Source organism: Pseudochryseolinea flava, assembly GCF_003286915.1.
GTDB lineage: Bacteria > Bacteroidota > Bacteroidia > Cytophagales > Cyclobacteriaceae > Ohtaekwangia > Ohtaekwangia flava.
In genome coordinates, this window is record NZ_QMFY01000012.1 from 117,268 (window position 1) to 141,891 (window position 24,624).

Annotated in this window: 15 protein-coding genes; 9 read left to right on the forward strand and 6 right to left on the reverse strand. The window is 44.3% G+C overall.

What is annotated here, in order from left to right:
- Positions 1-21: 21 nt before the first annotated feature.
- Both DQQ10_RS20285 and DQQ10_RS20290 read right to left on the reverse strand, forming a co-directional pair.
- Positions 22-537 (reverse strand): STM3941 family protein, encoded by a 516-nt coding sequence (locus tag DQQ10_RS20285; RefSeq protein ID WP_112748753.1) that lies wholly within the window; start codon positions 535-537, stop codon positions 22-24.
- A gap of 110 nt (positions 538-647) precedes the next feature.
- Positions 648-938, reverse strand: a complete 291-nt coding sequence (locus DQQ10_RS20290; protein ID WP_112748754.1) for a hypothetical protein — start codon at positions 936-938, stop codon at positions 648-650.
- Between the two features lie 257 nt (positions 939-1,195).
- Here DQQ10_RS20290 and DQQ10_RS20295 point away from each other — a divergent pair, with 257 nt between their 5' ends.
- Entirely contained in the window at positions 1,196-3,484 is a 2,289-nt protein-coding gene (locus DQQ10_RS20295; protein WP_112748755.1) for a PAS domain S-box protein, read from the forward strand.
- Between the two features lie 44 nt (positions 3,485-3,528).
- On the opposite strand, the gene DQQ10_RS20300 is transcribed toward DQQ10_RS20295, so the two are convergent.
- The 3 genes from DQQ10_RS20300 to DQQ10_RS20310 form a co-directional block, all read right to left on the reverse strand.
- A complete protein-coding gene (locus tag DQQ10_RS20300; RefSeq protein WP_112748756.1) occupies positions 3,529-6,378 on the reverse strand; it encodes an Ig-like domain-containing protein in 2,850 nt (949 codons plus the stop codon).
- 429 nt (positions 6,379-6,807) lie between these two features.
- Positions 6,808-7,374, reverse strand: a complete 567-nt coding sequence (locus DQQ10_RS20305) for a YciE/YciF ferroxidase family protein (protein ID WP_112748757.1) — start codon at positions 7,372-7,374, stop codon at positions 6,808-6,810.
- A gap of 333 nt (positions 7,375-7,707) precedes the next feature.
- On the reverse strand, positions 7,708-8,595 hold the full coding sequence (locus DQQ10_RS20310; RefSeq protein ID WP_112748801.1) for a magnesium transporter CorA family protein: 888 nt from the start codon (positions 8,593-8,595) through the stop codon (positions 7,708-7,710).
- Positions 8,596-8,846: 251 nt separating this feature from the next.
- Between DQQ10_RS20310 and DQQ10_RS20315 the strand changes: the two genes are divergently transcribed.
- The 8 genes from DQQ10_RS20315 to DQQ10_RS20350 all read left to right on the forward strand — a co-directional run bounded on the left by DQQ10_RS20315 (position 8,847) and on the right by DQQ10_RS20350 (position 24,014).
- Positions 8,847-9,464, forward strand: a complete 618-nt coding sequence (locus DQQ10_RS20315; protein ID WP_112748758.1) for an RNA polymerase sigma factor — start codon at positions 8,847-8,849, stop codon at positions 9,462-9,464.
- Positions 9,465-9,687: 223 nt separating this feature from the next.
- A complete protein-coding gene (locus tag DQQ10_RS20320; RefSeq protein WP_112748759.1) occupies positions 9,688-10,749 on the forward strand; it encodes a FecR family protein in 1,062 nt (353 codons plus the stop codon).
- Positions 10,750-10,946: 197 nt separating this feature from the next.
- Positions 10,947-14,477 (forward strand): TonB-dependent receptor, encoded by a 3,531-nt coding sequence (locus tag DQQ10_RS20325; protein WP_112748760.1) that lies wholly within the window; start codon positions 10,947-10,949, stop codon positions 14,475-14,477.
- Between the two features lie 18 nt (positions 14,478-14,495).
- The gene (locus tag DQQ10_RS20330) at positions 14,496-16,373 is read left to right on the forward strand and encodes a RagB/SusD family nutrient uptake outer membrane protein (protein WP_112748802.1); all 1,878 of its coding nucleotides are present in this window, start codon (positions 14,496-14,498) and stop codon (positions 16,371-16,373) included.
- A 3-nt stretch (positions 16,374-16,376) separates the two neighbouring features.
- Positions 16,377-17,087 carry a DUF3823 domain-containing protein gene (locus DQQ10_RS20335; RefSeq protein WP_112748761.1) on the forward strand — a complete coding sequence of 237 codons (711 nt, stop codon included), beginning with the start codon at positions 16,377-16,379 and terminating at the stop codon, positions 17,085-17,087.
- Positions 17,088-17,178: 91 nt separating this feature from the next.
- The gene (locus DQQ10_RS20340; RefSeq protein WP_112748762.1) at positions 17,179-19,653 is read left to right on the forward strand and encodes a glutaminase family protein; all 2,475 of its coding nucleotides are present in this window, start codon (positions 17,179-17,181) and stop codon (positions 19,651-19,653) included.
- 10 nt (positions 19,654-19,663) lie between these two features.
- A complete protein-coding gene (locus DQQ10_RS20345) occupies positions 19,664-21,877 on the forward strand; it encodes an RICIN domain-containing protein (protein ID WP_112748763.1) in 2,214 nt (737 codons plus the stop codon).
- A 208-nt stretch (positions 21,878-22,085) separates the two neighbouring features.
- Entirely contained in the window at positions 22,086-24,014 is a 1,929-nt protein-coding gene (locus tag DQQ10_RS20350) for a sialate O-acetylesterase (protein WP_112748764.1), read from the forward strand.
- 57 nt (positions 24,015-24,071) lie between these two features.
- Here DQQ10_RS20350 and DQQ10_RS20355 read toward each other — a convergent pair whose 3' ends face one another.
- Positions 24,072-24,518, reverse strand: coding sequence for a hypothetical protein (locus tag DQQ10_RS20355; RefSeq protein WP_112748765.1), 447 nt, complete (start codon positions 24,516-24,518; stop codon positions 24,072-24,074).
- Positions 24,519-24,624: the final 106 nt, after the last annotated feature.

Below are 24,624 nucleotides of genomic sequence, written 5' to 3' on the forward strand. Positions count from 1 at the left end.
AGATATTATGGCGTCTGCGCGTCATCCTTTCAAAAGCTTCTCGTCTAAGTTTGATTTCCTCGCTTCCTGTGGCAATGCGATCATCTTCATGATAAAATCGATAAGCCTTTTCTCATCAATTTGGATTTGGCCAAGCGATATGTTTAATTCTTGTGCGCCAATTTCTTTGTTTAGTTGCTTGACAAACTTTTTGGCTTTGATCTTGGGCTCAAATTTAGGATCAACGATAAGACAAATGAATTTCTGGCCATGGATATTGATCGGGTAAGCGCTAAGCATTACGTCCCAATTTATGAAATCACGGTAAGCCATGCGATCGAAAATGCCTATCTCATTGATGATGATCTGAGGACGGCGATCAAACAGATGAAAAAATCCGACGGGATAACCAAGTCCGAAAAAACCAATAGACATCCAAGCTACCCATGATGGTGACTTATTGTAGACCAATAGAAAAATTCCCATCACAACAAAAATGGAACACAGCAAGATCAGCTTGATGGCCTTCCATCTGGATTTATACAGTTTAATTTCCATACCAATGCAATAAGGTTTTAAGGGACTTCACTCGCCCAAACAACGGTCCAAACCATCTTTCCACGCATAATAAATACCTTGACTGAACAGACGTTGACGATTAGCATCATTCACCCACGGATAAGCTGTTGATAAAAAGTTTCTAAACATCTCTTCCAGTGCGGAAGGTTTATCTTATGGCCACCATTGGCTGTGGCTTCAAGTTGTTTATAAATGAATTCATGTCCTTTGAACATCACGTCGCGACAAGTTTCGTTGTACTCATCTAACGTTTGTGTTGTGAGCGACGGGAAAGATGCGTGGAGTCTATCTTGAATTGGTTTAAGCCAATTGGGGCCAAACTCCATCGCGAATTCCAGGCCTGTGTTTAAAATTTTATTCGCGCTTGTGCTACTGTCCATATCGAAAGGTAGTAACGCAATGGGACAGCGGCAAGTTACTTTGGGAACGTAATTACCACATTGTGATCAATAGGCGCGTGACTTTTTTCACTTGCTCATCATCTCGGTAGATCGATTTAATAAACAAGCTTTGTGGTTTTTCTTGGTCGGTTTTATTGAGGCTCGCTTTCATTACTTCGATTTCTTATATTTAACAGGTGGCCTGTTTTTTGAAGCGCATCTCGTAACGGCTGGTGATACTCGTTAACTGCCAACGCATGAAATCACAAAATTTGATCGACCGCGATTTTGAAGCGTTCTTCGGTGCGCTTCCCGGTTTTGTCGTTGTGATTGATCTGCAAGCGTCAGTAGTTGCTGCAAATGACAATTTCGTTAACGATCAGAGATCTTCGCGTGAGCACGTTATTGGTCGTAATCTGTTAGAGATTTATCCGTTCATACGGCCGATGGTGGAAAGGGTGGCGCGTGAGAAGGTTGCTATGGATGATACGATTGCAGACGGATCGTCGCGACGCATCGCGATTTCTTATAAGCCAATTTTGAAGGACGGGACGGTGTCATTCATCGTTCTCCAAATTACAGATGATACGCAGGCGACATCAACGGCGTCACCAGAGACTAATCAATTATTTCAAGATCTATTCGAATTTAATCCGGCAGCGCTGGTAATCTCCGGTGCGCGCGATTCGAAAATAAAGAACGTGAATGCTTCATTCTTGTCGTTGTTCGAGTTTGATAGTAAAGACGAGCTGATTGGGAAAACTTCGCAGGAATTAAAGCTTATAGAGCATGATCAACATCGCGGTGATGCCATTCGTGCGTTGATGGAAAAACAAAAGGTTGTAACAGGCGAGGGGAGGATTCGAACGAAAAAAGGTGATTTTAAATGGGCATCCATTTCTGTCATTCTTGTAACCATCGACGAAGAACCATGTTTGATGGCGGTGATGATCGATATCACGGACAGGAAAAATGCGGAGGATAAGATAAAATCTATTAATGAAAACCTAGAGCGAACGGTAGTCCAAAAAACGAAGCGCGTGTTCGAAGCGGAATTGGAATATCGTTCCGTGATTGAACAGGCAAATGACGGAATCTTCATCTCTGATAGCCATGGCAATTATCTGGATGTGAATGATAGCGCATGTAAAATGCTCGGCTATACAAAGGAAGAGCTTTTAAAGATGAACACGATGGACGTTCTGCCTGCCGAAGATCGCGTGAGTAGACCGCCAAACTTTGACGCGCTGATGAAAGGCCAGGCGATGTTGACAACGCGACGACTTCAGAAAAAGGATGGCACCGCGATACCCGTAGAGATTAGTGCGCGTATGTTATCGAATGGAAAGATGCTGGGCATTGTTCGTGATATCACGGATAGAAAAAGGGCAGAGGATGCTATTCAAAATGTGAATGCACAGTTAGAAGTTAAAGTGTTGCAACGAACAGAAGAACTTCAGAAGAAGATCATTCAGCTTCAAGAGAGTGAGGAGAAATTTTATAAAGCATTTCATGCGAGCTCCGCGGGTATAACCATTACCAAACTTTCAGATTCCACCTATGCAGATGTCAATGATGCGTTCTTAAATATGATTGGTTATTCCCGCGAGGAGGTGATCAATCATTCGGCCGCTGATTTAGCGCTTGTTGTCGATATGAAACACCGTGAATACGTGCTCGCGCAAGTACGAGAGAAAGGTGCCGTGAAACAAGCTGAGATGACGGTTAGGCGAAAGTCAGGCGAGCTTATTCATGTTTTATCTTCTATCGAAACGATCACCCATAACAGTGAACGCTATGCCATCAATATTATTTATGACATCACAGAGCGCAAACGTGCGCAGGAAAAACTGGAAGCCGTGAATAAGGAGCTTGAGTCGTTTTCCTATTCAGTATCGCATGATTTGCGAGCGCCGCTTCGATCCATCATGGGCTATGCTGAAATTTTACAACTTGATTTCGGCGATAGATTTGATGATGTGATGAAGAGTCACCTTAATCGAATTACCAACAGCGCAAAGAAGATGGGAAGATTGATTGACGACCTTTTAGAGTTTTCGAGAGTGGGTAAGCTTGAAATTGTGAAATCATCAGTCGAGACGACGAAGGTTGTTGAAAAGAATATTGCTGATTTTGGATTGACGCATTCAACCAAGCCGAAATTTATTATTCATGAGCTGCATCCTTCTTTCGCCGACTTTTCCATGATTAATCAAGTTTGGTTTAACTTAATTTCGAATGCCGTAAAGTATTCTGCCAAAAAAGAAGATCCCATAATTGAAATAGGCTCTTACCGTACTAATGACGAGGTAGTTTTTTTTATCAAGGATAACGGCGCCGGGTTTAATATGGAATTTGCAGGAAAGCTATTCGGTGTGTTCCAGCGATTACATCGTGCGGCAGACTTCGAAGGTACTGGCGTTGGTCTTGCTTTGGTTAAAAGAATCATCGACAAACATGATGGTCGCATTTGGGCTTCTGCAACTGTACACAACGGCGCAACATTTTATTTTGCATTGCCGATGGCAAAATCGAAAGGAAAGTAACGAAGCACCGCAGTCGTTACGGTGCTTCGTCTACCTAAATGAAGTTATTCAATGATAATCTTCTTTGTAACATTGAGGTTGCCAATCTTAACTTTAGCAACGTATAGCCCTGGCGTGAGATCGTGCATCACTTTTCCATAACCTTCAATTTTCGTGACCAAAAATGTTTTGCCATGAACATCTAGGATTGTTAACTCTGCGGTTTCATTTTTTTGTTCTCCGTTCACGAGTACAAAAAGTTGGTTTCCTCGCGATGGATTTGGATAAATACTAACGAGCTCGTTTTCTTCGGACGTACGCTCCGATGTCCTTTCGCGTGCCGTGATCGGATTTACCAATTGCCACATCGCGCTATGCCATCCGGTTTGTGCATTCGCATATTGTACATAACCCAATAAATTCTCGAGGTGAATTCGTTGAGATGTCTGCCATCTGTTGATGATGTAGTTCCAGCCGTCGCCCGTAGCAGAGATGGACCATTGTGCGCTCCACCACGATTGATCTCCCGCACTTAACTGCACAGCGCCGTTTTGATTTTCTACGTGCATAATGTTTCCTGTAGCGCGATTCTTTAGCACATAGTAACCGCCACTAACATCGATGCGCGCCCATTGATAACTATTGCCGGAAGGATTTGTGCCATAGCGAACTTGTCCATTGCCGCCGTCGTACAAATAGGAATTGCTTTGCCAGCGATTTACAATTTGATAGTATGTTGTTCCTGTTGATGTCACCGTGATGTTCGCTGTTGCTATTTTGTTGCCGTCTTGTGTCGTGACGGTAATCGTTGCGCTTCCCGATGCTTTTCCAGTTACAAGTCCCGAAGCACTTACTGTAGCGATCGTGGTATTACTTGAATTCCACGTGACGGTTTTGTTAGCGGCGTTAGATGGCGCTACAGTAGCTGTAAGCTGCACCGTGCCATTGATGCTCATGGTTCCGGTGGTGGGTGAAACAGTTACACCAGTCACAGCTACGGGCGCACCTGGATTCGTGTCGTACCAGGTATCATTCATATACCAGCCTGTTTTGTTTCTGCTGAGATCGGAAGTTTGGTTTGTTCCGTCATTAAAGATCAGATTGGTCGACGTCACATTCGTGAAGGTGTGACTGTACCATCCATTACCGACGTTGGTCATCAGCGTGCCGGGCCACGCACCATCAGCGAGAACACCCGATGGTTGGGCGGCCCACCAGTAAATACGAATGCCGCTACCCCACGTGCTCGGCTTGTAAAAGTGAACCGTGAAAGTTGAAGAAGGTGTTACAGTGATCGCGCTGGTGGCGGTTTTATTTCCGTCTTGTGTCGTTACCGTAATGGTTGCAGTACCTGCTGCGACCGCCGTGACTAAACCAGCGGCGTTGACAGTAGCGACTGCGTTGTTGCTTGAGCTCCAAGTTACGTTTTGGTTGGTTGCGTTCGCGGGAACGATGGTCGCAACGAGTTGGCGTGTTAATCCGGCCGATACACTCGCCGTTGCTGGTGAAAGAGAAACACTAGCCACAGCAATCGGTGTAACACTCGCATTTGTTAATACACGATATTGAAATGCGCCGAGAGATTGCGTCGCGCCAGCAGTGAGTGTAGCGGCTGAATTATTGTTAAAAGGATCAGTATAACTTCCTGCCATCGCCGACGGAATAACAAAGCTTGCATTCGTGTTTCGCATATTTACCATCACCACTACTTTTTCCGAGCCGTTGATTTTCGTGAACGCACAAACATCATTGTTTGAGTAATTTGTCACGGTGCCGCGTCTGATGGCTGCACTAGCAGTTCTAAAATTTAGGACCTTCGTGAAATCGGCGGCGGCGGTGGTGTTTGCATTCCAATTGATCTTTACTGAAGTGTAGGGCCAAGGAATTGTTTGATTAAAATCTACTTCTTGTCCACTGGTTAGGAAAGGAACACCGCGCATGTACGCTGATACAAGAAAGTTAGCAACCACGCCATTGTGTCCATTGAATCGTTGTATAGCTGTGATCGAAGTTTCTGAGTCATGGTTAGCCGTATATCGTACTACTTGTTGTACGCTATTGGCATTCGTGTATTCGGTATTGGTAGTTGATTGGATCAATGATACCGAAGCACCTGTTGAGATGTCTTCGATCGCATCGTAGTACCATTTGTCGCCGAAGTTCATGTCGAATCCAGCGTTGAAATTGGTAAGACGATCGCCTTCTGCAAACATTAACAGTTTGTGAGATGTAATGCCACGGAGATTATTGATGGTGTTTGTCCAAAAATCGAGCGGTGCATTGTTTGCATAGTCGCATCGATAGCCATCAACATTCGCTGCAAAAATCCAGTAGCGCATGGCGTCTACAATGGCGGCACGCATTGCCGTGTTGTTGAAGTCTAATGCGGCAACATCGGGAAATGGATTTAAGGGCTGAATAACGCCGCCACTACGAACATAATAGTCCGGATGCTGCGTGATCCATGGGTGATCCCATGAAGTTTGATTGACAACAAAGTCGAGAATCACGGCCATCCCGCGCTGGTGACAGCCATCAACAAGATTACGCAAATCCGTAAGTGTTCCATACTCCGCAGCGACACCTTTAAAATCTTTGATGCAGTAAGGCGATTGTGAACTGCGCGAATCTGTACCATGAGGATAATGAGGCATCAGATACACGACATTTGTTCCAAGCGCTTTGATCTGATCGAGGCGGTTGATCACACCTTGTAAATTTCCGGCCGCGCTATAGGGACGAATGTGCACTTGATACATGTTCACGTCCCGAACATCGGGTACGCCGGAAAATGGTGTTCCGTACTGTGGCGGATCTTGGGCGTAAAGCATGTTGCCCCAAAGGGTGAAGAGCAGCAAGAGGAGGACCGTAATCCCACCTCCCGCGTGCCCGCGTCGACTGATAAAATCTTTCATAGTTGAATGGTTTAAGTGTTTGGATTGTGACCTGATCCGCCAGTGTCGTAATCGATTGATTGACGCGTTACAACGATTGCGTTCGGGTACATCCAAAGCACGAAAATGGGAGAGGGCAAATCAATTTGTCGGCGTCGAATCTAGAAAAATCAACGGGGTGCCTACTGGTAATTGATTGGTAACAAATGAATTAGGATAACGTCCGATCTAGTCTCAATCTTAAGTACCAAGGCATTTGTTAAAGTGATACGTATGCGGTATTCGCAATTTTTCGGCAAGAATGTATTAGTCTGTTGCTATGTGACAGCATTGGAGATAAACAACAAGTTCATTGTCCACAGCATGTGTCTGTGAACAATGAACTACTGTAAACCATTAAACAACGAGTTAAATCAACGGTCGAGGCGAGCCCCGGCGCTGTTGATATCGTTAAGCTTCTTCCTCAGCGGCTTCGTAATTGACATTATTGATGGCAATGTCGGTGAGCAGTTCGTCTGTTTCTTTTTCTTCCATCAATGTTTCGGCGAGAATGTCGGCGATGTCTTCACGACCAATTGTTTTGGCTAGTTGCGTTAAACCGCCGTATGTGGCAATTTCATAGTGCTCCACTTTTTGGGCAGCAAGGATAATTCCGACATCGCGTGTGGCCGTACCGTTGTCTGTATCTTCGATCACCCCTTCACCTTCCTTTACAAGTCCCTCCATGGCATCGCACTTCTTGCCTTGTGCCTTCACTTCTAACAATTCAAAAACTTGTTCTAATCGTTCAACGTGCGTCTTGGTTTGTTCAAGATGTGTTTCGATCGCGTCTTGTAGTTCCGGAGAAGTAGCCGCTTTCTTCATTTTTGGCAACGCTTTAACCAAATGTTTTTCGGCCCAATAGATGTCTTTCACCTCATCAATAAAAAAATCCAATAATGCTGATTGTATTTCTTCTGTCGATTGAGATACCGCTGCTTTCTTGCGCGCTGTCTTTTTTGTTGCTGTTCGTGGCATAGCTATAATGTCTTTTAGTGATAGTATACTTTCGATACAGTGGCGAATTAAAAATATCATGCCGTCAGGAAAGACCTGTTCATAATCAACTGGCGAAAATCGACACGATCATTCATGAATAAGCAATATCTCTTTATGAATAAGCAATATCTCTTTGTCTTTGCCTTAAGCAACCTCCCTCGGCTTTAGATTTCACTCCAGGTCCTGACGTGGAACTCGATTTGCGGACTGACCCTTTAGAATGCAAGGGCAGGATGGAAATTTATAATGTGTGAATACTTAACCAATTGCGTTGGAATAACGAATATCAAACCTCGATCACGGCTAACGAAACTACAGCCATTCTTTCCGCTTAAACCATTTGTAAATGATGAGCGACACCATGGCCATCACGATAATCATCAACGGGTAACCAAGCTTCCACTCGAGTTCGGGCATGTGTCGAAAATTCATTCCGTAAATACCAACGATGAACGTGAGCGGCATGAAGAATACGGAAAACAAGGTGAGGATTCGAATTACTTCATTCGTACGTTGAGACGATATGGAGAAATACAAAGTAAGAATGTGATTGGTGTTGTCGGCCATGGCATCGTAGAGTGTAAGCACACGTACATAGAGGTCTCTGGTGTCGCGTGTTTCAGGATCACGATGCTCAGCGCCGTCTATTTTTTCTAAAATGTCCTTCGAGAGAATGAGGATGCGCTTGATTACTTCGATTTTTCTCTTGGCATGGTACATATCTTCCAATGCCGGCGTATTCTTTTTCAGAAAAACTTTGGCTTCAAAATGATCGATTTCTTGCGCTAATAGAAATGCAGGCTGTTCGAAGCTGAGAAATACCTGCTTGATGATTTTGTTCAACAAGTGACATGTACCATCGCATTTGTTTGTGGAAGTTAAACGATGATGAACCTCGTTGAGGAATTGAATTTCCTTGCGATGAATGGTGATGACGACATTGTCCGTTTGAAAAATGGCAATCTTATTGGTTAGGCCTTGAATCGTATCGGTGAGTTTATCGTCGGGATCAAAGTAGCGGAGAATAAAAAATGAAGTTCCTTCCACCGGTTCGTACTTCGGCAAGTGCTCTGGTTGCAGAACATCGGCGACAAACGCTTCATGAATGTGATATTCAAGCGCGATGTTGTGCATGTCGTCAGCCGTTGGATCTAAAATGTCGATCCATTTAAATTCTCCGGTGAAGAAATTTCGTATCATATCATTGAAGCCAGGCATAAAACCTAGGGCCAATAGCGGGGATAGGGCAACTAACCGGTTGTTTTTTCCGTCAGAATGGATCCGTTAGGGGGATCGTAAAAGAGGTGTTAAGAAGAATTTTATTTTGTTCCCGGAACGATTTTGGTGAGCGTTATCGTTTTCGAGAACGTTATTTTTGAAATTTTATACCGTTACCTCTTTATTTTCTCTGAAACATTTTTCTAATTCGGAGTACTAAACCACTCCTGCCTATGACCAATCTGCCGGACAAGCGCGTATTGCCCTCAGGTGAGCGGACATTCTTATTTAAGTATGGAACGTCTCCGGCTGAAATGGACATTGCGTTGTGGTCGGCATATCGGGCTGGTAACAGGGAAGCGTTGGATCTGATTCTTGAGAAACATACGCGTCTCTTATTAGCATATGGATCGCGCATCACAAAAGATCATTTTCTGATCGAAGACTGCATTCAAGATATTTTTGTAGAGCTCTGGTACAAGCGCGAGGTGATCGGCGATACAGACAACATTAAGTTGTATCTGCTAAAAAGCCTTCGCCGCAAAATCATCCGTGCATTGTCAATTAAAAATAGACTTCACGTGCAGTCGTTGGACGTAGACTACGAAGATGAACTAGAATTCTCAGCCGAGTTTAACCTAATTCAAAATGAAGTTGTCAACGACCGCCGCAAACAATTAAAAGATGGCTTAGCACAACTTAGCAAACGCCAACGTGAGGCGGTCTATCTGAAATTCTATGAGCATTTCGATTACAATGAAATCTCAGAGGCGATGAACCTTACCGTAAAATCAACCTACAAATTAATTGGTAAGGCCATTGAAACACTCCGGAAAGTTATTAAGAGTTAAATATAGAAAGCTATTCAGCCTCCGGGCATCAATCTCATTTCTGTTATCAAGTTCTTTTTGTTAGGTGCTTTTCTTCAGATCTGAAAATATCATACTGCCCGTACGCGTCAACTGTGCAGCGTTTTTTATTGAGGAGCACATTAAATGAAAATATTTCTCAAAAAAGTTGGGGTAAAAATTCCGGTTCCTGCTTTATGCTATTGAACAATCGATAGCAGATTAAATGAACAGGGCAAATTTTACTTCGGATGACTTCATCATGGATGAATATTTCCAACGGTGGATATTTTCTCCGGATGACGAAACCGATACGTATTGGCGGAATTACCTTCACGAAAATCCTCATCAGCAGGCCGTTGTCACAGAAGCCAAGGAGTTCTTGCACGTTTTCACGATCGACAAAAATGATGGCCTTCAATCGCGCATTGGAAACTTGAAGAAGCGCGTCAACCAGGCCATAGATAGCAACGCTCCGCTTCTGCAGGATGAATCAATTTCAGTTCAGTCAGCAGCAGTCATTTCAATAGAAAAAAATACGACACGTCGGATCTGGTATGCAGCGGCGGCCTGTGTCGCAATATGTGCTGTCACCATCCTGCTTTGGGAAGTTGCATTCCCTTCAACACAATTATATTCAACCGATCGCGGCCACCGGTCAATCATCACGCTTGAAGACGGAACGAAAGTTTGGTTGAATGTCGATAGTAAACTCACCGCACCAAAGAGCTTTAATGGAAAGCCATCGCGTGAAGTGACGTTGAACGGTGAAGCCTTTTTTGAGGTGACAAAAAATCCGAATCAACCTTTTATTGTCCACACTGCGGACCTCAATGTAAAAGTACTCGGAACATCCTTTAACGTGAGCGCTTATCCAGAACAACGCAATGTAGAGACAACGCTTGTGGAAGGTAAAGTGTCGATTGCTACCAACGGCAGCGAAACGAAATCAATCACCCTCCTTCCGAACCAAAGGGCAATCTATCAGAAGGAATCAAAAAATATGACGTTGGTTGATCAGAAGAACACGGCGTCATTGACAGGTTGGAAAGACGGGAATTTGAACTTCGAGAACATTCCGTTGGATGAAATTATTGCAGCCCTTGAACGCTGGTATAATGTCACCATACATATTCCGGCCAACACAAAATTGAAATGTCGTTTCTCAGCAAAGGTAGAGACGAAGACATTAGAAGAAGTACTTGAGCTTTTCCAGGCATCGGAGGGAATTACCTACGAGATCAAAGGAAAGGATGTATACATCGAAGGATTTATATGCGCTGAATAACCAACTCATTATACATGAATAACCAATCCATGTACACCCAACCCCAACCTAAACCACGCTTTGTTATGAAGACATAACTACACCAAAAAAAGAATCGGAAGATGTTGGCGCACCTTCCGACCTTAAAACTGTGCATGCCCGGGGGTATGCGCAGTGATTAATAAAAATGGACTCTTTATTAACCTTATTTCAAAAGTATGAAAAAAACTTTACGGGAGCACTATTGGGCGCCCTGGAAGCAAAAAGCAGGTATTCAACCCATTACTACTATGCTAGCGCTTTTATTTTCAACCCTGAGCTTCTTTCAAATACAAGCTGCAGATACCGTGCCGAAAGCGGAAAACATTTCGCTAGGCATTGTAAACACGACGCTGAAAGATGCGATGACAATTCTAGAAAAGGAGACACCCTATCGCTTTTTCTACAATCACCGCGCGGTAGACGTTTCGAAAAAAGTAAACGTCAAACTTACGGGCGCCGATATTCAACAAGTTGTAACGGCGTTGTTGAAAGACACCGACTTCACCTTCAAGATTAAAGGCGATCAAATCGTGCTGCGAAAAAAACGATCGAGTAGTGAGGCTGCAATCTTGATGGCGAGTGCCGACGGCTCAATCCAACTCGTGGAAGCACCACTAGAAGATTCTACAATCGAAAACTATGTGATCTTCGCCATGACCGTATCGGGTGAAGTGAAATCCGAAACAGGAGAGCCTCTTCCCGGTGTGAGTGTTCTGATTAAAGGAACAAATCTGGGAACCGTTACAGACGCCGATGGTAAATACACGATCGATATACCAGATGCACATGCTGCTGATGGCGTATTGGTGTTTTCTTTCATTGGTTATGTGTCGCAGGAAGTAGCGATCTCAAATCGCACGAATGTATCCGTAAATCTGGTTGCCGATATACAAACACTTTCGGAAGTTATTGTGGTGGGTTATGGATCCAAGAATAAAGAAGATATTACCTCGGCGGTTGTAAGCGTTAATAGTGCCGACCTACAGCGTGTTCCAGGATCAACCACTAGTGGTTTGTTGGCGGGGAAACTTCCTGGAGTGTCTTTTAGGATGCCTGACGGTAGACCTGGTGCTTCTGCCGCTATTCAAATTCGCAATATGGGAGATCCGCTATTTGTGATTGATGGCATTCAAAAGGACGCGGGCCAGTTTAATAACATTTCTCCGAACGATATCGAAAGCATTAGTATTCTTAAAGATGCTTCTGCATCTGTGTATGGATCTCGTGCTGCCAATGGTGTTGTGATCGTAACAACCAAGAAAGGTACAGGTGCTCAGGGAAGTCACATTAACGTTAATTCATATTACGGATGGCAGAATTGGGTACGTTTTCCCAAGGGTGTAAATGCATATGAGTGGATGCTCGGAAAAGCGGATTCTGAAGTAAATCAGACCGGAGCAACCAGCATCACGCGCGAAGAACTTGAGAAGTGGAGACAAGGAACAGAATATGGTTATAAAAGTTTCGATTGGTACGACTTCATTATCAAAAGAAACTCCCCTCAGTATTCGTTGAATATCAATGCAACAGGATCGACCGATAAAATAAACTACTATTTGTCGTTTACGAAGCTAAAGCAGGTTTCCGTACTGGGTCGGGAGTTTACATTCGACCGTACAAACATTCAAAGTAACATCGATGCAAAAATTGCCAAGCGATTTAAAGTAGGTGTTCAAATCAACGGCCGTGTAGAAACCCGTGACAACCCCGGTGTTCCAGGGGTTGATGATTATTGGGCACCACGTTTTGCGTTGTTTAGAAACCGTCCTACAGAAAGGCCATATGCAAACGATAACCCGCTCTATCCGAATAACATCGGACACAATGCTGAAAACTGGGCGCTTCAAACCAAGGAAATTTCAGGGTACTGGCGTGAGGATTGGCGTGTATTGCAGTCAAACTTTACCGCAGAGTACGAAACACCAATTAAAGGATTAACTGTAAAAGGTATTTTTTCTAACTACTTCGCTGATCGTCTAATGAATGGTCACGAGTATACCTACGAGGTATATACTTACGACCCTAATACCGACCAGTACAATGTTACAGGCGGTAGCAGTAACCCATGGAGAGAGAGAGGTGCTAACAAGGTTTTGGAGAATGTAACACAAGGGTTCATAAACTATGATCGGTCATTCGGCGACCATACGATCGCTGCAACTTTTGTTGCTGAAAGAATAGACCGGAGAGAGATTACCACTTGGACACACACTGTTCCGAAGACTAACGTGTTGCCATTGCTGCTATTTGCTGATATGGACCGTTATGAAGATACAGACCGAGAGCAAGCGCGTGTCGGATATGTTGGAAGGCTGAGTTATAACTATCGCCAGAAATACTATCTGGAAATTGCGGGGAGAAGAGATGCGTCATTCAAATTTATTGAAGGAAAAAGATGGGGAACGTTTCCGTCGGTTTCAGGTGGATGGCGTATCAGCAAAGAACCGTTCTTTGAAGGACTTCCTGGTGCGAGTGTAATTGACGACTTGAAACTTCGCGCGTCGTATGGTAAGCTTGGAGACGATGGCGTAGCGTTGCCCGATTTCGCGTATATTACCGGATACAGATATCCAACAGGACCTGCAATTCTTGACGGGCAAGTTGTGACTACAGCAGCTCAAAATCGTCCTGTGCCAATCACGAACATATCGTGGTTTAACGCAAATATGACCGACATCGGTCTCGATTTCTCTTTATTGAATGGAAAACTTTCGGGTTCATTAGATTGGTTCTATCGTAAGCGTACTGGACTTACGGATTCAAAACGTGAGGTCGTTATTCCTCATGAACTTGGATACGAGTTGCCTGCAGAAAATTTGAACAGTGATATTCAGAGAGGTGGTGAAGTTGCTCTTAACTACAACGGATCGTACGGTGATCTCACCTATCGTATTGGTGGTAACTTCTCTTACTCGCGTCGTAAGGACGATTATATCTACAAAGAACGGGATCAATTTGGAAATTCACTGCAATATTATCGTGATGCCAATACAGGTCGGTGGACAGGTATTCAGTGGGGTTATCATGTAGTAGGACAATTTAAATCTGTTGAAGAGATTAACGACTATGCGGTTGATATTGACGGAAGAGGTAATACAACGCTTTTACCCGGTGATTTTATTTATGAAGATGTAAATGGTGATGGCTTAATCAACAATTACGATGAGCGCCCAATTGGATATGCACGTGGATCGACTCCGATTGTCAACTTTGGATTTTCGATGTCGTTAATGTATAAAGGATTTGACTTTACTGCAGATTTTTCAGGTGGAGCACTGTCGTCTTATGAACAAAATTGGGAGATGCGTTGGCCATATCAGAACACGGGTAATTTGCTACGCTCAATGTATGATGATCGTTGGCACCGTGCAGATCCCTTAGATCCTGAAAGTCCGTGGGTTGCTGGAAAAAATCCAGCACTTCGATTCAATGATCCAAATCATAGTAACTATAACAAATCATCAGATTGGTGGATGGTTAATCAGCGCTACATCAGATTGCGTACGATGGAGTTGGGCTACACTGTGCCTACGAGTTTGAGTGAGCGCGTGCGCATTTCGAAAGCGAGAGTATATGTGAGTACCTACAACTTGTTCTCTATCGATAATGTGAAGGATTACGGTATCGATCCTGAGATATGGGATGAGAACGGACTTCAATATCCGCAGAACAAGATCATTAACGTTGGTTTCAATCTTACCTTTTAACCACTAATGCATCAACTTATGAAAAAATATATTTTCCTTCTCGTCATGATGCTGTGTATTGCTACAACCGCATGTAAGGATGAAGAATTCATGAATAAAGAACCAAAGGATATTCTATTGGATGACGATGTGTTCAAGGACGAAAAACTTGTACTTTCTGTCGTCGGTGGTTTTTATAACCGATACCCCGAATATCAATCGCTGACAAACTGGTGGGAATACACAAATTTTGACGAAGCATTTGCATCAGCATTTGGCGATTACTGGCGTCATCAGTTTCAGGACTACGGATATGACTGGTGGGGAATGTGGGGGAGAGCCGAGTATGGATATCTGAGAGAAATGAACGTATTCCTTCAGAAAATTGCGCAGGCTGAAGATCTGGAAGAACCGGTGCGCAAAAGATTTGAAGCTGAGGTGAGGTTCCTTCGTTCCGCGCTCTTTTTTGAAATGACAAAAAGGATGGGGGGCGTGCCTTTAATTCTTGAACCGCTTACCTACGATTTCAGTGGCGATGCCTCATACTTGCAATATCCACGCGCTAAAGAATCTGAAATGTATGATTTCATTATCAGCGAAATGGATGCGATCAAAACTATGTTGCCTGACGATCCTAATACGAAGTCGCGAGCAACAAAGGGATTAGCGTTAGCAGTGAAAGCGAGAGCCGCTTTGTACGCAGGTTCTATCGCGAAGTATGGGACAACGACACCACAAGTAACGCTTCCCAATGGAGAAGTTGGCATTCCTGCTGACAAGGCGGACGCATACTATCAAAAAGTATTGGACGCGGTTCAAGAGATGTCGGGATATAGTCTTTACAATAAGAAGCCGGATCTTTCGGATAATTTTGCTAATATCTTCCTCGACAAGGCAAACAATCCAGAGGTCATTTTTGTAAATGATTACAAATTGAAAAGCGGTAAAGTGAATGGATGGACTTTGGATAATACTCCAATTTCTCTTTCGGAAGAAGGTACAACAGGTGGACGTCTAAATCCATCACTCAACCTTGCACAGCAATTCGAGTTATTGGATAATACCTTTGCTCCATTTGAGATTGTTGATGGTGGTGGAGATCCCATTGTGTATGATAATGCGGAAGATATTTTTGCAGGTCGCGATGCACGCCTCGCAGGAACGATCATTTTCCCTGGCTCGACTTTTAAAGGAAAAGAAGTTGACATCTGGGCAGGATTAGTAATGAACAATGGTGCCATTGTAACTGGCGACACACGTGGGCAAACAAAACAGCTTGAAGAAGGAGGGCCACAAGTACAGGTTGTTGGTAAAGATGGACCTATAGATGGTCTTGAATTTACAGCACAAACAGGATTTTACATTCGTAAGCACCTTGACCCAACGGTTGGTGCAGGTCAGATCGGAACGCAGAGTGAGGTTTGGTGGGTGCGATATCGTTACGCAGAAGTTTTGCTTAATGCTGCCGAAGCTGCTTTCGAACTCGGACAACTGAATGTGGCTGCAGACTATATGAATCAAGTACGCGCGAGAGCTGGACTGATTACGCCTCTTCAAGAGAGTGATATTACGTTCGATCGGATCGTACATGAACGTCGCGTTGAACTTGCATTCGAAGGTCATCAGCTCTGGGATATGAAACGTTGGAGAATTGCACACGTCGTTTGGGATGGCTCCAACACTGGACTTCCAACTAATCTTGAAGATGCGACAACACCAAGTACTCAAGTATATGGTTTAATCCCTTATAAAATTCATGATCCAGGGGAAGCGAACCACGGCAAGTTTATTTATAAAGTAGTAAAGCCAGGTCGTGTCACAAACACCCACCGCTTTCGCTTGGGTAATTACTATTCTTATATCGCCGACAACGTGGCAGGCGCAAATCCTAAAATTGTAAGAAACCCTAATCACTAGGTTATGAAAATCTTTAAACAATATTTCATTGGTGCATCTTTGCTCGCTGCATTGGCATCATGTGGTGAACTTGATAATTACGATGCGCCAAGCAAAAAACTCACCGGACGCATTGTGTATAATGGACAGGCGATCAATGTTGAAAAGGGACAAGTTCGTCTTCAGCTTTGGGAGGATGGTTGGAAAACAAAAGCACCAATCAATGTTGCTATAGAACCTGACGGATCATTCTCCGCCCTGCTATTCAACGGCGATTACAAAGTGGTGATTCCACAGAATGACGGACCTTTTATGAAGCTTACAAATGACGTAACACAATCCGATACGATTGCACTAACATTGCGTGGTAGTACCGAAATGGATATCGAAGTAAGGCCATATTATATTCCGCACAGTGCTACGTTTAGTACCGCATCATCTAAGATATCAGTAAACTTTTCAATCGATAAGGTTATTACGGATGCTAACGCAAAAGATATTGAATACGCAGCTCTTTATATCAATAAAACTCGGTTCGTGTCTAAAGGTGTGAAGCTTGCGGGAGGAGAAGCAACAATCAGCGGTGGTAGCATCGCTGACTTGGATGACGTAAACCTTGAGGTTAACATTCCGAACATAGTTCCCGCGCAGCAATATGTCTATGCAATCGTCGCCGTAAAAGTTGCAGGTGTCGAAGATTTGATCTACACCCCCGTACAAAAAATCGAATTCTAAGTTCACTTTAAACAAGAACTTTGGCAGCATGTATATCATGCTGCCGAGATTCTTCTTGTGATGTGGAGCGTTTTTCTAAATAGTTATATTCATGATCAAACAAACTAAACTTTACTTTTTCGTTTTTCTTTCACTACTCGGTTCGTCATTAGCATGCGCACAAGTTCACAAAGCGCCTGCTTATCCTTTAATTACCCACGATCCTTATTTCAGTGTGTGGTCTACTACAGATAAACTCAATGCGACGCCAACCAAGCATTGGACAGGATCGGATCAATCAATCATGGGATTCGTCAAAGTTGATGGAAAAACATATCGTATCCTCGGAAGTCCTGAAACAGCTTTTGAATCGGTAGTGCCTGCATCAGATGATCAAGCGTATGAAGCAAAGTACACGGAAGGGAAACCTGCAGACAATTGGTTCGCCGCCAACTTCAACGATGCATCGTGGAAGACAGGTGGTGCGCCATTTGGAGATAATTCCTCCGTTCATAAAACAAAATGGACAAGCCGACATATCTGGGTACGTCGTGAATTTACGCTCGATCGAATTGACTTCGAAAATCCTTTCTTAAAACTTCAACACGATGACAATGCGGAAGTTTATCTCAATGGCGAAAAAATCTATAGCCATGTTGGATGGTTGAATAAAATGCAACACTTTCCAATGGATGCAAAAACAAAAAAGCTCTTGAAAAAAGGTAAAAATGTTTTTGCTATTCATGTGGAGAACACCGCTGGCGGCGCTTGGGTGGATGTTGGGATGGCGAATGAGAAAGCACCGAAAAAAGAAAACAATGTTTTGCTTGGAGAGCAGAAGAATGTTACGATTAACGCCACGCAGACGATTTATGAATTCACCTGCGGAAAGGCTGATGTAACGCTCACCTTTACGTCGCCACTACTGATGAGTGACCTCAATCTTTTAGCGCGTCCGGTGACGTATGTCTCCTACAAAGTAAAATCGAATGATCAGGCGCAGCACGATGTTGATGTCTATTTTCAGGCGTCGACAGCGTTAGCCGTAAACGTTCCTTCGCAAGAAGTTACTGCCAAACAATACACGGCAAATAATCTTTCAATATTGCAAGCAGGCTCAACACAGCAGCCGACGCTTCAAAAGAAAGGTGATGATCTTCGAATTGATTGGGGATATGTTCATGTTGCCGTAGCGGCTTCGTCATCAGTAGCACAAACAATTATTGCATCGCAGGACGCCACCGCTGCAGTAACAACAGGGAAAGCAACTGCTGTAAATTCAGGAAAGCAGTTGATTCTTTCTACCAAAGTAACGTTTGGAAAAGTTGGTGCTACGCCAAAAGAACAACTCTTCTTAATTGGTTACGATGATGTGTTTTCAATTCAATATTTTGAAACGAACCTCAAACCATGGTGGAAGAACAATGGCGATGTAAGCTTTGACCAACTATTGGAAACGGCAGCGAGAGAATACAGCGATGTGATCAAAAAGTGTGAGGCCTTCAATACATCAATGTACAGTAAGGCTGTAACGGCTGGCGGAAAAACATATGCTGATCTATGCGTCCTTGCATATCGTCAAGCAATCTCGGCGCATAAACTTGTAAAGAGTCCGCAGGGGGAAATTCTATTCCTCTCGAAAGAGAATTATAGCAATGGTTGTATCAACACCGTTGACGTTACTTACCCGTCGGCGCCATTGTTCCTGGTATACAATCCAGATTTGTTAAAAGGTATGCTCAATGGAATTTTCTATTACAGCGAAAGTGGAAAATGGACAAAACCTTGGGCTGCGCACGATCTGGGAACTTATCCACTCGCGAATGGTCAAGTATATGGTGAAGATATGCCTGTAGAAGAAGCCGGTAATATGATCATCCTTACTGCTGCGATTGCGCGTGCCGAAGGTAATGCTGACTATGCGAAAAAACATTGGACGACGTTAACACAATGGGTAAAGTTTTTAGAGCAAGATGGATTCGATCCGGCCAATCAATTGTGTACAGATGACTTTGCAGGTCACCTGGCGCGAAATGCAAACCTCTCGCTAAAAGCAATTGTTGGTATTGGTGGTTATGCTATGCTCGCGGAAATACTGGGTGAAAAAGAGACTGCCGTAAAATACCAGAAGATTGCAAAAGATTTTGCCGAGCGTTGGATCACAACAGCGGGTGACGGCGATCACTTCACGTTGGCCTTCGGAAGACCTGGCACATGGAGCCAGAAATACAATATGGTGTGGGATAAATTACTTCAGTTGAATCTATTCCCACAAGATGTGTACGCAAAAGAAATTTCGTACTACCTCAAGAAACAAAATGCTTTTGGATTACCACTCGATAGCAGAAAGTCCTATACAAAATCTGATTGGACTATCTGGACGGCAACACTTGCATCAAATCCTGCAGACTTCGAAGCATTGGTCAAGCCGATGTATAAGTTCGCAACGGAGACCCCTACACGCGTTCCCCTCAGTGACTGGCATGAAACAACGGATGGAAAGCAGGTAGGATTTCAAGCGCGCAGTGTTGTGGGTGGTTACTTCATTAAGTTTCTAGAGGAGTGGACGAAGAAACCACAACCTTAAACCAAACTAAATGAAAACCCTCTCTATTATTCGAAGCACAATCGGAATTTTGTGTCTGTTGGTCTGTATGCATGTGCAGACCAACGCGCAAACTTTTTCAAATCCTGTAGCCGATCTCGCAGATCCATTTGTCGTCTATCACAATGGTTTTTATTATCTCACAGGAACAACAGGCGGAAATGTTGGACTAAAAAAAGCGGCAACACTCCAAGGACTTAAATCTGCGCCACTGCAAGTAGTATTTACGCCACAGCAAGGAGGGCCTTGTTGTAACTATTGGGCGCCCGAGTTACATCGACTCGACAATAAGTGGTATATCTACTATACCGCGGCAGAGAGTTCGTCGCTTTCAGGACAACGCACTTTTGTAATCGAGAATTCAGCTGCAGATCCACTCACGGGTACGTGGACGAATCGCGGAAGAATTTTTGATTCAAACGCTGACTTCTGGGCTATCGACGGAACGGTGCTCTCCCTAAATAACATCAACTATTTCATTTGGTCCGGCGTAGCAGCGCCACAAGATGGCGATAAGCCGCAACGTATCTACATCGCGCGCATGAGCAATGCGTGGACGCTTGTGCCTGGCCGCACTTTATTAACCAGTCCAAGCCTGCCATGGGAAAATAACGGCGCGGTAAATGAAGGTCCGGAAATATTAAAGAAGAACGGCAAAGTGTTTATGGTGTATTCGGCGAATGGTTGCTGGACACCTGACTATAAATTAGGGATGCTCTCGATGAACGATAACGCTAATCCAATGGTCGCGTCTTCATGGACAAAACACCCGAGTGCTGTGTTTGAAAGAAACGATGCAGTGCAAGCTTTTGGCCCTGGGCATCATGGTTTCTTTAAATCACCAAATGGTGTCGACGACTGGTTTATGTATCATGCTACAACGGTAGGGGCAGGCGCATGCGACAATACACGAACAGATCGTGCTCAGAAAATTACCTGGAATGCTGATGGTACGCCAAACTTCGGTGTGCCGATTAAAACAGGCTTGGTATTGCAAGCACCTGCTGGTGAATCGTCGTTGGCAACGGGTACACCAATTGCCAACGGAATCTATCGAATGATTTCGAAGGCGTCAGGTAAAGTTGTAGACGTTGCTGGATGTTCTCCGGATTTAGGTGCGAACGTTCATCAATGGTCTTGGCTTGGTGGCGATTGTCAGAAGTGGCATTTTCAAGCGACAGGCGATGGGTACTACACGATCACGTCGTTGCAAGGAGGACTAGCAATGGAAGTTGTCGGTGGTTCTCAGAACAACGGCGCGAATGTCGCGCAGTGGGCGCCCAATGGTGCTACGTGTCAGCAATGGAAAGTAGAACCTACCAGCAATGGTTACTATCGTATCATCGCACGACACAGTGGAAAGGTGCTCGATCTATCTGGGGGAAATGTTGCCGATGGCACGAACATTCAACAATGGGAATGGCTCGGCGGAGATCCGCAGCAATGGCAATTGGAGTTGCAAGCACAGCAGCCCATCACTGCAGGTGTGTATCGCATCGTTTCCAAAGTTAGTGACAAAGTACTTGACGTGTCGGGGTGTTCAACCGCCGACGGTGCCAATGTTCATCAATGGATGTGGCTTGGCGGTAACTGTCAACGCTGGAGCGTAGAATCTACTGGCGATGGATATTTCAGACTTGTAGCACAACACAGCGGTAAAGTGTTAGACGTTGCCGGATGTTCAACAACCGCAGGAGCAAATATTCATCAATGGCCATGGCTTGGCGGCGATTGCCAACGATTCGCGATCGAACCAGTAAGCAATGGTTATTATCGAATCGTTGCTAAGCACAGTGGTCTTGTCGTTGATGTCGACAATTGCTCAACCGCCAATGGTGCCAACATAAAGCAATGGACTTGGTGGGGCGGAGATTGCCAGTTGTGGCGATTCGATCGTGTTAACAATAATGCGCGCGAAGCTGCCGCCGTAGAAGAGATAGAAACGGAAGCAGAACTTTCACTTTTCCCTAATCCGGTAACGGCCGCGAAAGATCTTTTGAAGATTAGAAAATATTTTAATCGAGCGGGAGAAGTGAAAATTGAAATTCTTGATGTGAACAGCAAAACGGTATTGCAAAAGTCTGTCGCCGTTGCACGCGGTGTTCAAGAAGTATTGATCGCTATGAAAGACATCGCGCCTGGATTATATGTGGTGTCAATCACCGAGGGCAATAGTGTGATATCAAAAAGAGTAGTCGTGGAGTAAATTGGATTTTTGGGAGTTGGGGGCCGGCAAATGGGTGTCGGTCCCCTTTTTTTTTGTCTTTACATTATCTGTGTGGGCGGACACGTCGCGTTTATCCTGCCGTTCTCGTAAAACCGATTTAGCTTTTTTAATGTGCCGTAGTATATTAACACGAATTTGCACGGCTCACTGTGCCTTTATGCAGCAATCTTAAACACAACGTAATGTCATGAAAAGATTTTCCTTCCTACTATTTCTGACCACTTTAACCCTTTCAGTTTCTTCTTTCGCGAAAGTTACGCTACCCCAAATATTTACGGATAACATGGTGTTACAGCGCGACAAAGCTGTGAAAGTATGGGGATGGGCAGATGCTGGCGAGAACGTTTCGGTATCCTTCAATGGTCAAACGGTCAAAGTAAAAACCGACAAGTCAGGACACTGGATTGTCTCGTTAAAGCCGATGGCATTTGGCGGTCCCTTTGAAATGAAAATTGCCGGAAAAGCAAATAACGTCTCACTGAAAAATGTTCTGATCGGCGACGTTTGGATTTGCAGTGGCCAGTCAAATATGGAGTGGACTATAAAGAATACAAACAACTCGGCAAAGGAAGTAGCCGAAGCGAACTATCCAAATATTAGATTCTTTACGGTTGAAAAAGCCGTGAGTTATAAGCCAAAGGAAGATGTGACCGGACAATGGCTCGTATGTAGCCCACAAACACTCGCTGATTTTTCAGCCGTAGCTTACTTCTTTGGACGGAAACTCAACAAAGATCTGAATGTTCCTATCGGACTCATCAGCACATCTTGGGGTGGAACAAACATTCAGACTTGGATTAGTTGGGATGTGATGTCGAAGGACGAAGCGTATAAGGATATCACGCCGGAAGCGTTCGAAAAGATGGCGTCTCAACAACACGAGAAACAAGCGCAATACAAGGCTGCGTTGCTGAATGAAAAGGGGGTTGCTGAAAAATGGTTCGACTCCAACTACAAAGCCAGCGATTGGAAAACAGTGGAGCTTCCAAAGGCATGGGAACAAACTTCTATTGGTAATACCGACGGCATTATCTGGTTCAAAAAAGATTTTCAAGCGACTGCCGATATGATTGCTAAGAATGCAACACTTAGTCTCGGGCCAATCGACGATGAAGATGTTACCTATGTTAACGGAAAACAAATTGGCCGTGAAGTGGAGTGGAATAAAGATCGTCGCTATGAAGTTCCTGCTGGAACGCTCGTGGCTGGGACAAACACTATCACCATCAAAGTAATCGACAACCAAGGCGGTGGCGGACTACATGGTAAACCCGAACAACTTTTTGTAGATATCGACGGAAAAACCATATCACTAGCAGGCGAATGGAAGTACAAAGAGTCTGTGACAACGTCACAATACGGTGTGAAATTTATTGGACCAAATGAATTTCCTTCTCAGTTGTACAACGCGATGGTGGCGCCGCTGATCTCCTATAGTATTAAGGGAGCCATTTGGTATCAAGGCGAAGCCAACACGTACCAAGCATATCGATACCGTACATTGCTGCCGACTTTGATCAATGATTGGCGCAAACATTGGAATGATTCGTTTGCATTCTATTGGGTACAGCTTGCAAACTTCATGGAGCCATCGGCAACACCGGTCGATAGCGATTGGGCTGAGTTGCGCGAGGCTCAGGACATGACCCTTTCCGTTCCAAATACGGGGCAAGCTGTCATCATCGACATTGGCGAAGCGTTCGATATTCACCCGCGAAATAAACAAGATGTGGGGTATCGTCTAGCCCTGGCAGCACTGAAAAATTCGTACAACAAGAACATCGTTTACTCAGGACCGCGATACCAATCGATGAAAGTTGAAGGGAATAAAATCATCTTGTCTTTTTCTGAAAAGGGTAGTGGTTTAAAGACGAAAGACAAGTATGGCTATGTAAGAGGTTTCGCGATAGCCGGTGCAGATAAAAAATTTGTATGGGCTAAAGCAAGTATCGAAGGGGATAACATTGTGGTCTACAGCGACAAGGTAGCAAACCCGGTGGCGGTGCGTTACGCATGGGGTAACAATCCTGATGACGCCAACCTATACAACAACGAAGACCTTCCAGCGGCACCGTTCAGAACGGACCAGTGGAAAGGTGTAACCGAAGGTCGATAAATACTAACGGATGGGCTATACGTAATTTGTATCGCTCATCCGCTCTTCATTTTCCAGTTAACGCTTCTTTTTAGTTTTCCGCTTCGGTTCTTCAACGGCTACCTCTTTCTTTTCTGCAGGTTCAATCAATCGACGACTGGAAGGAATTGGCGAACCAGCCATATTATAAGATGCACGTTGTGTCGTGTTCGTGCCATCGGGGAGAAGACCGTCGTTGTTTGCCGGTGTACTCGGTGAGCCGCTGCTGCTCGCACTGAAATCGGCGGCGCGATTCATTGTATTCTGTTCGGGGCCTGTTAACGTGCGCGTCGTGTCGGCGAGTCCATTCGTGTTGTTGCCTGATTTTCTGATTTGCATTTTTCCAGACTCCTTCGAAACCGTCTTGTCGTAGTCCTTGTTGGCGGGCGTGTGTTTATCAGTGCCGTGGCCCTTGCTTGTCTTCTTTTCTTGTGCAAAAGCTGCGCAACAACCCAGGAGGAGAATCGATAACATAATTACTTTCATAACGCTTTGTTTTGTACAGACTCCTAAAAATATTGTACCTGAAGCGTGTAGTTTGTCTGCTTTTCTCGGAAAGCAAGCTTGATCGGTTGGCAACTTAATGTTGATA

Excerpts from the sequence above, each read along its gene's own strand:
- DQQ10_RS20320 (WP_112748759.1), top strand. The coding sequence starts at position 9,688 with ATGAACAGGGCAAATTTTACTTCGGATGACTTCATCATGGATGAATAT.
- DQQ10_RS20350 (WP_112748764.1), top strand. The coding sequence starts at position 22,086 with ATGAAAAGATTTTCCTTCCTACTATTTCTGACCACTTTAACCCTTTCA.
- DQQ10_RS20340 (WP_112748762.1), top strand. The coding sequence starts at position 17,179 with ATGATCAAACAAACTAAACTTTACTTTTTCGTTTTTCTTTCACTACTC.
- DQQ10_RS20310 (WP_112748801.1), bottom strand. The coding sequence starts at position 8,595 with ATGATACGAAATTTCTTCACCGGAGAATTTAAATGGATCGACATTTTA.
- DQQ10_RS20335 (WP_112748761.1), top strand. The coding sequence starts at position 16,377 with ATGAAAATCTTTAAACAATATTTCATTGGTGCATCTTTGCTCGCTGCA.
- DQQ10_RS20355 (WP_112748765.1), bottom strand. The coding sequence starts at position 24,518 with ATGAAAGTAATTATGTTATCGATTCTCCTCCTGGGTTGTTGCGCAGCT.
- DQQ10_RS20285 (WP_112748753.1), bottom strand. The coding sequence starts at position 537 with ATGGAAATTAAACTGTATAAATCCAGATGGAAGGCCATCAAGCTGATC.
- DQQ10_RS20290 (WP_112748754.1), bottom strand. The coding sequence starts at position 938 with ATGGACAGTAGCACAAGCGCGAATAAAATTTTAAACACAGGCCTGGAA.
- DQQ10_RS20330 (WP_112748802.1), top strand. The coding sequence starts at position 14,496 with ATGAAAAAATATATTTTCCTTCTCGTCATGATGCTGTGTATTGCTACA.
- DQQ10_RS20300 (WP_112748756.1), bottom strand. The coding sequence starts at position 6,378 with ATGAAAGATTTTATCAGTCGACGCGGGCACGCGGGAGGTGGGATTACG.
- DQQ10_RS20305 (WP_112748757.1), bottom strand. The coding sequence starts at position 7,374 with ATGCCACGAACAGCAACAAAAAAGACAGCGCGCAAGAAAGCAGCGGTA.
- DQQ10_RS20325 (WP_112748760.1), top strand. The coding sequence starts at position 10,947 with ATGAAAAAAACTTTACGGGAGCACTATTGGGCGCCCTGGAAGCAAAAA.
- DQQ10_RS20295 (WP_112748755.1), top strand. The coding sequence starts at position 1,196 with ATGAAATCACAAAATTTGATCGACCGCGATTTTGAAGCGTTCTTCGGT.
- DQQ10_RS20345 (WP_112748763.1), top strand. The coding sequence starts at position 19,664 with ATGAAAACCCTCTCTATTATTCGAAGCACAATCGGAATTTTGTGTCTG.
- DQQ10_RS20315 (WP_112748758.1), top strand. The coding sequence starts at position 8,847 with ATGACCAATCTGCCGGACAAGCGCGTATTGCCCTCAGGTGAGCGGACA.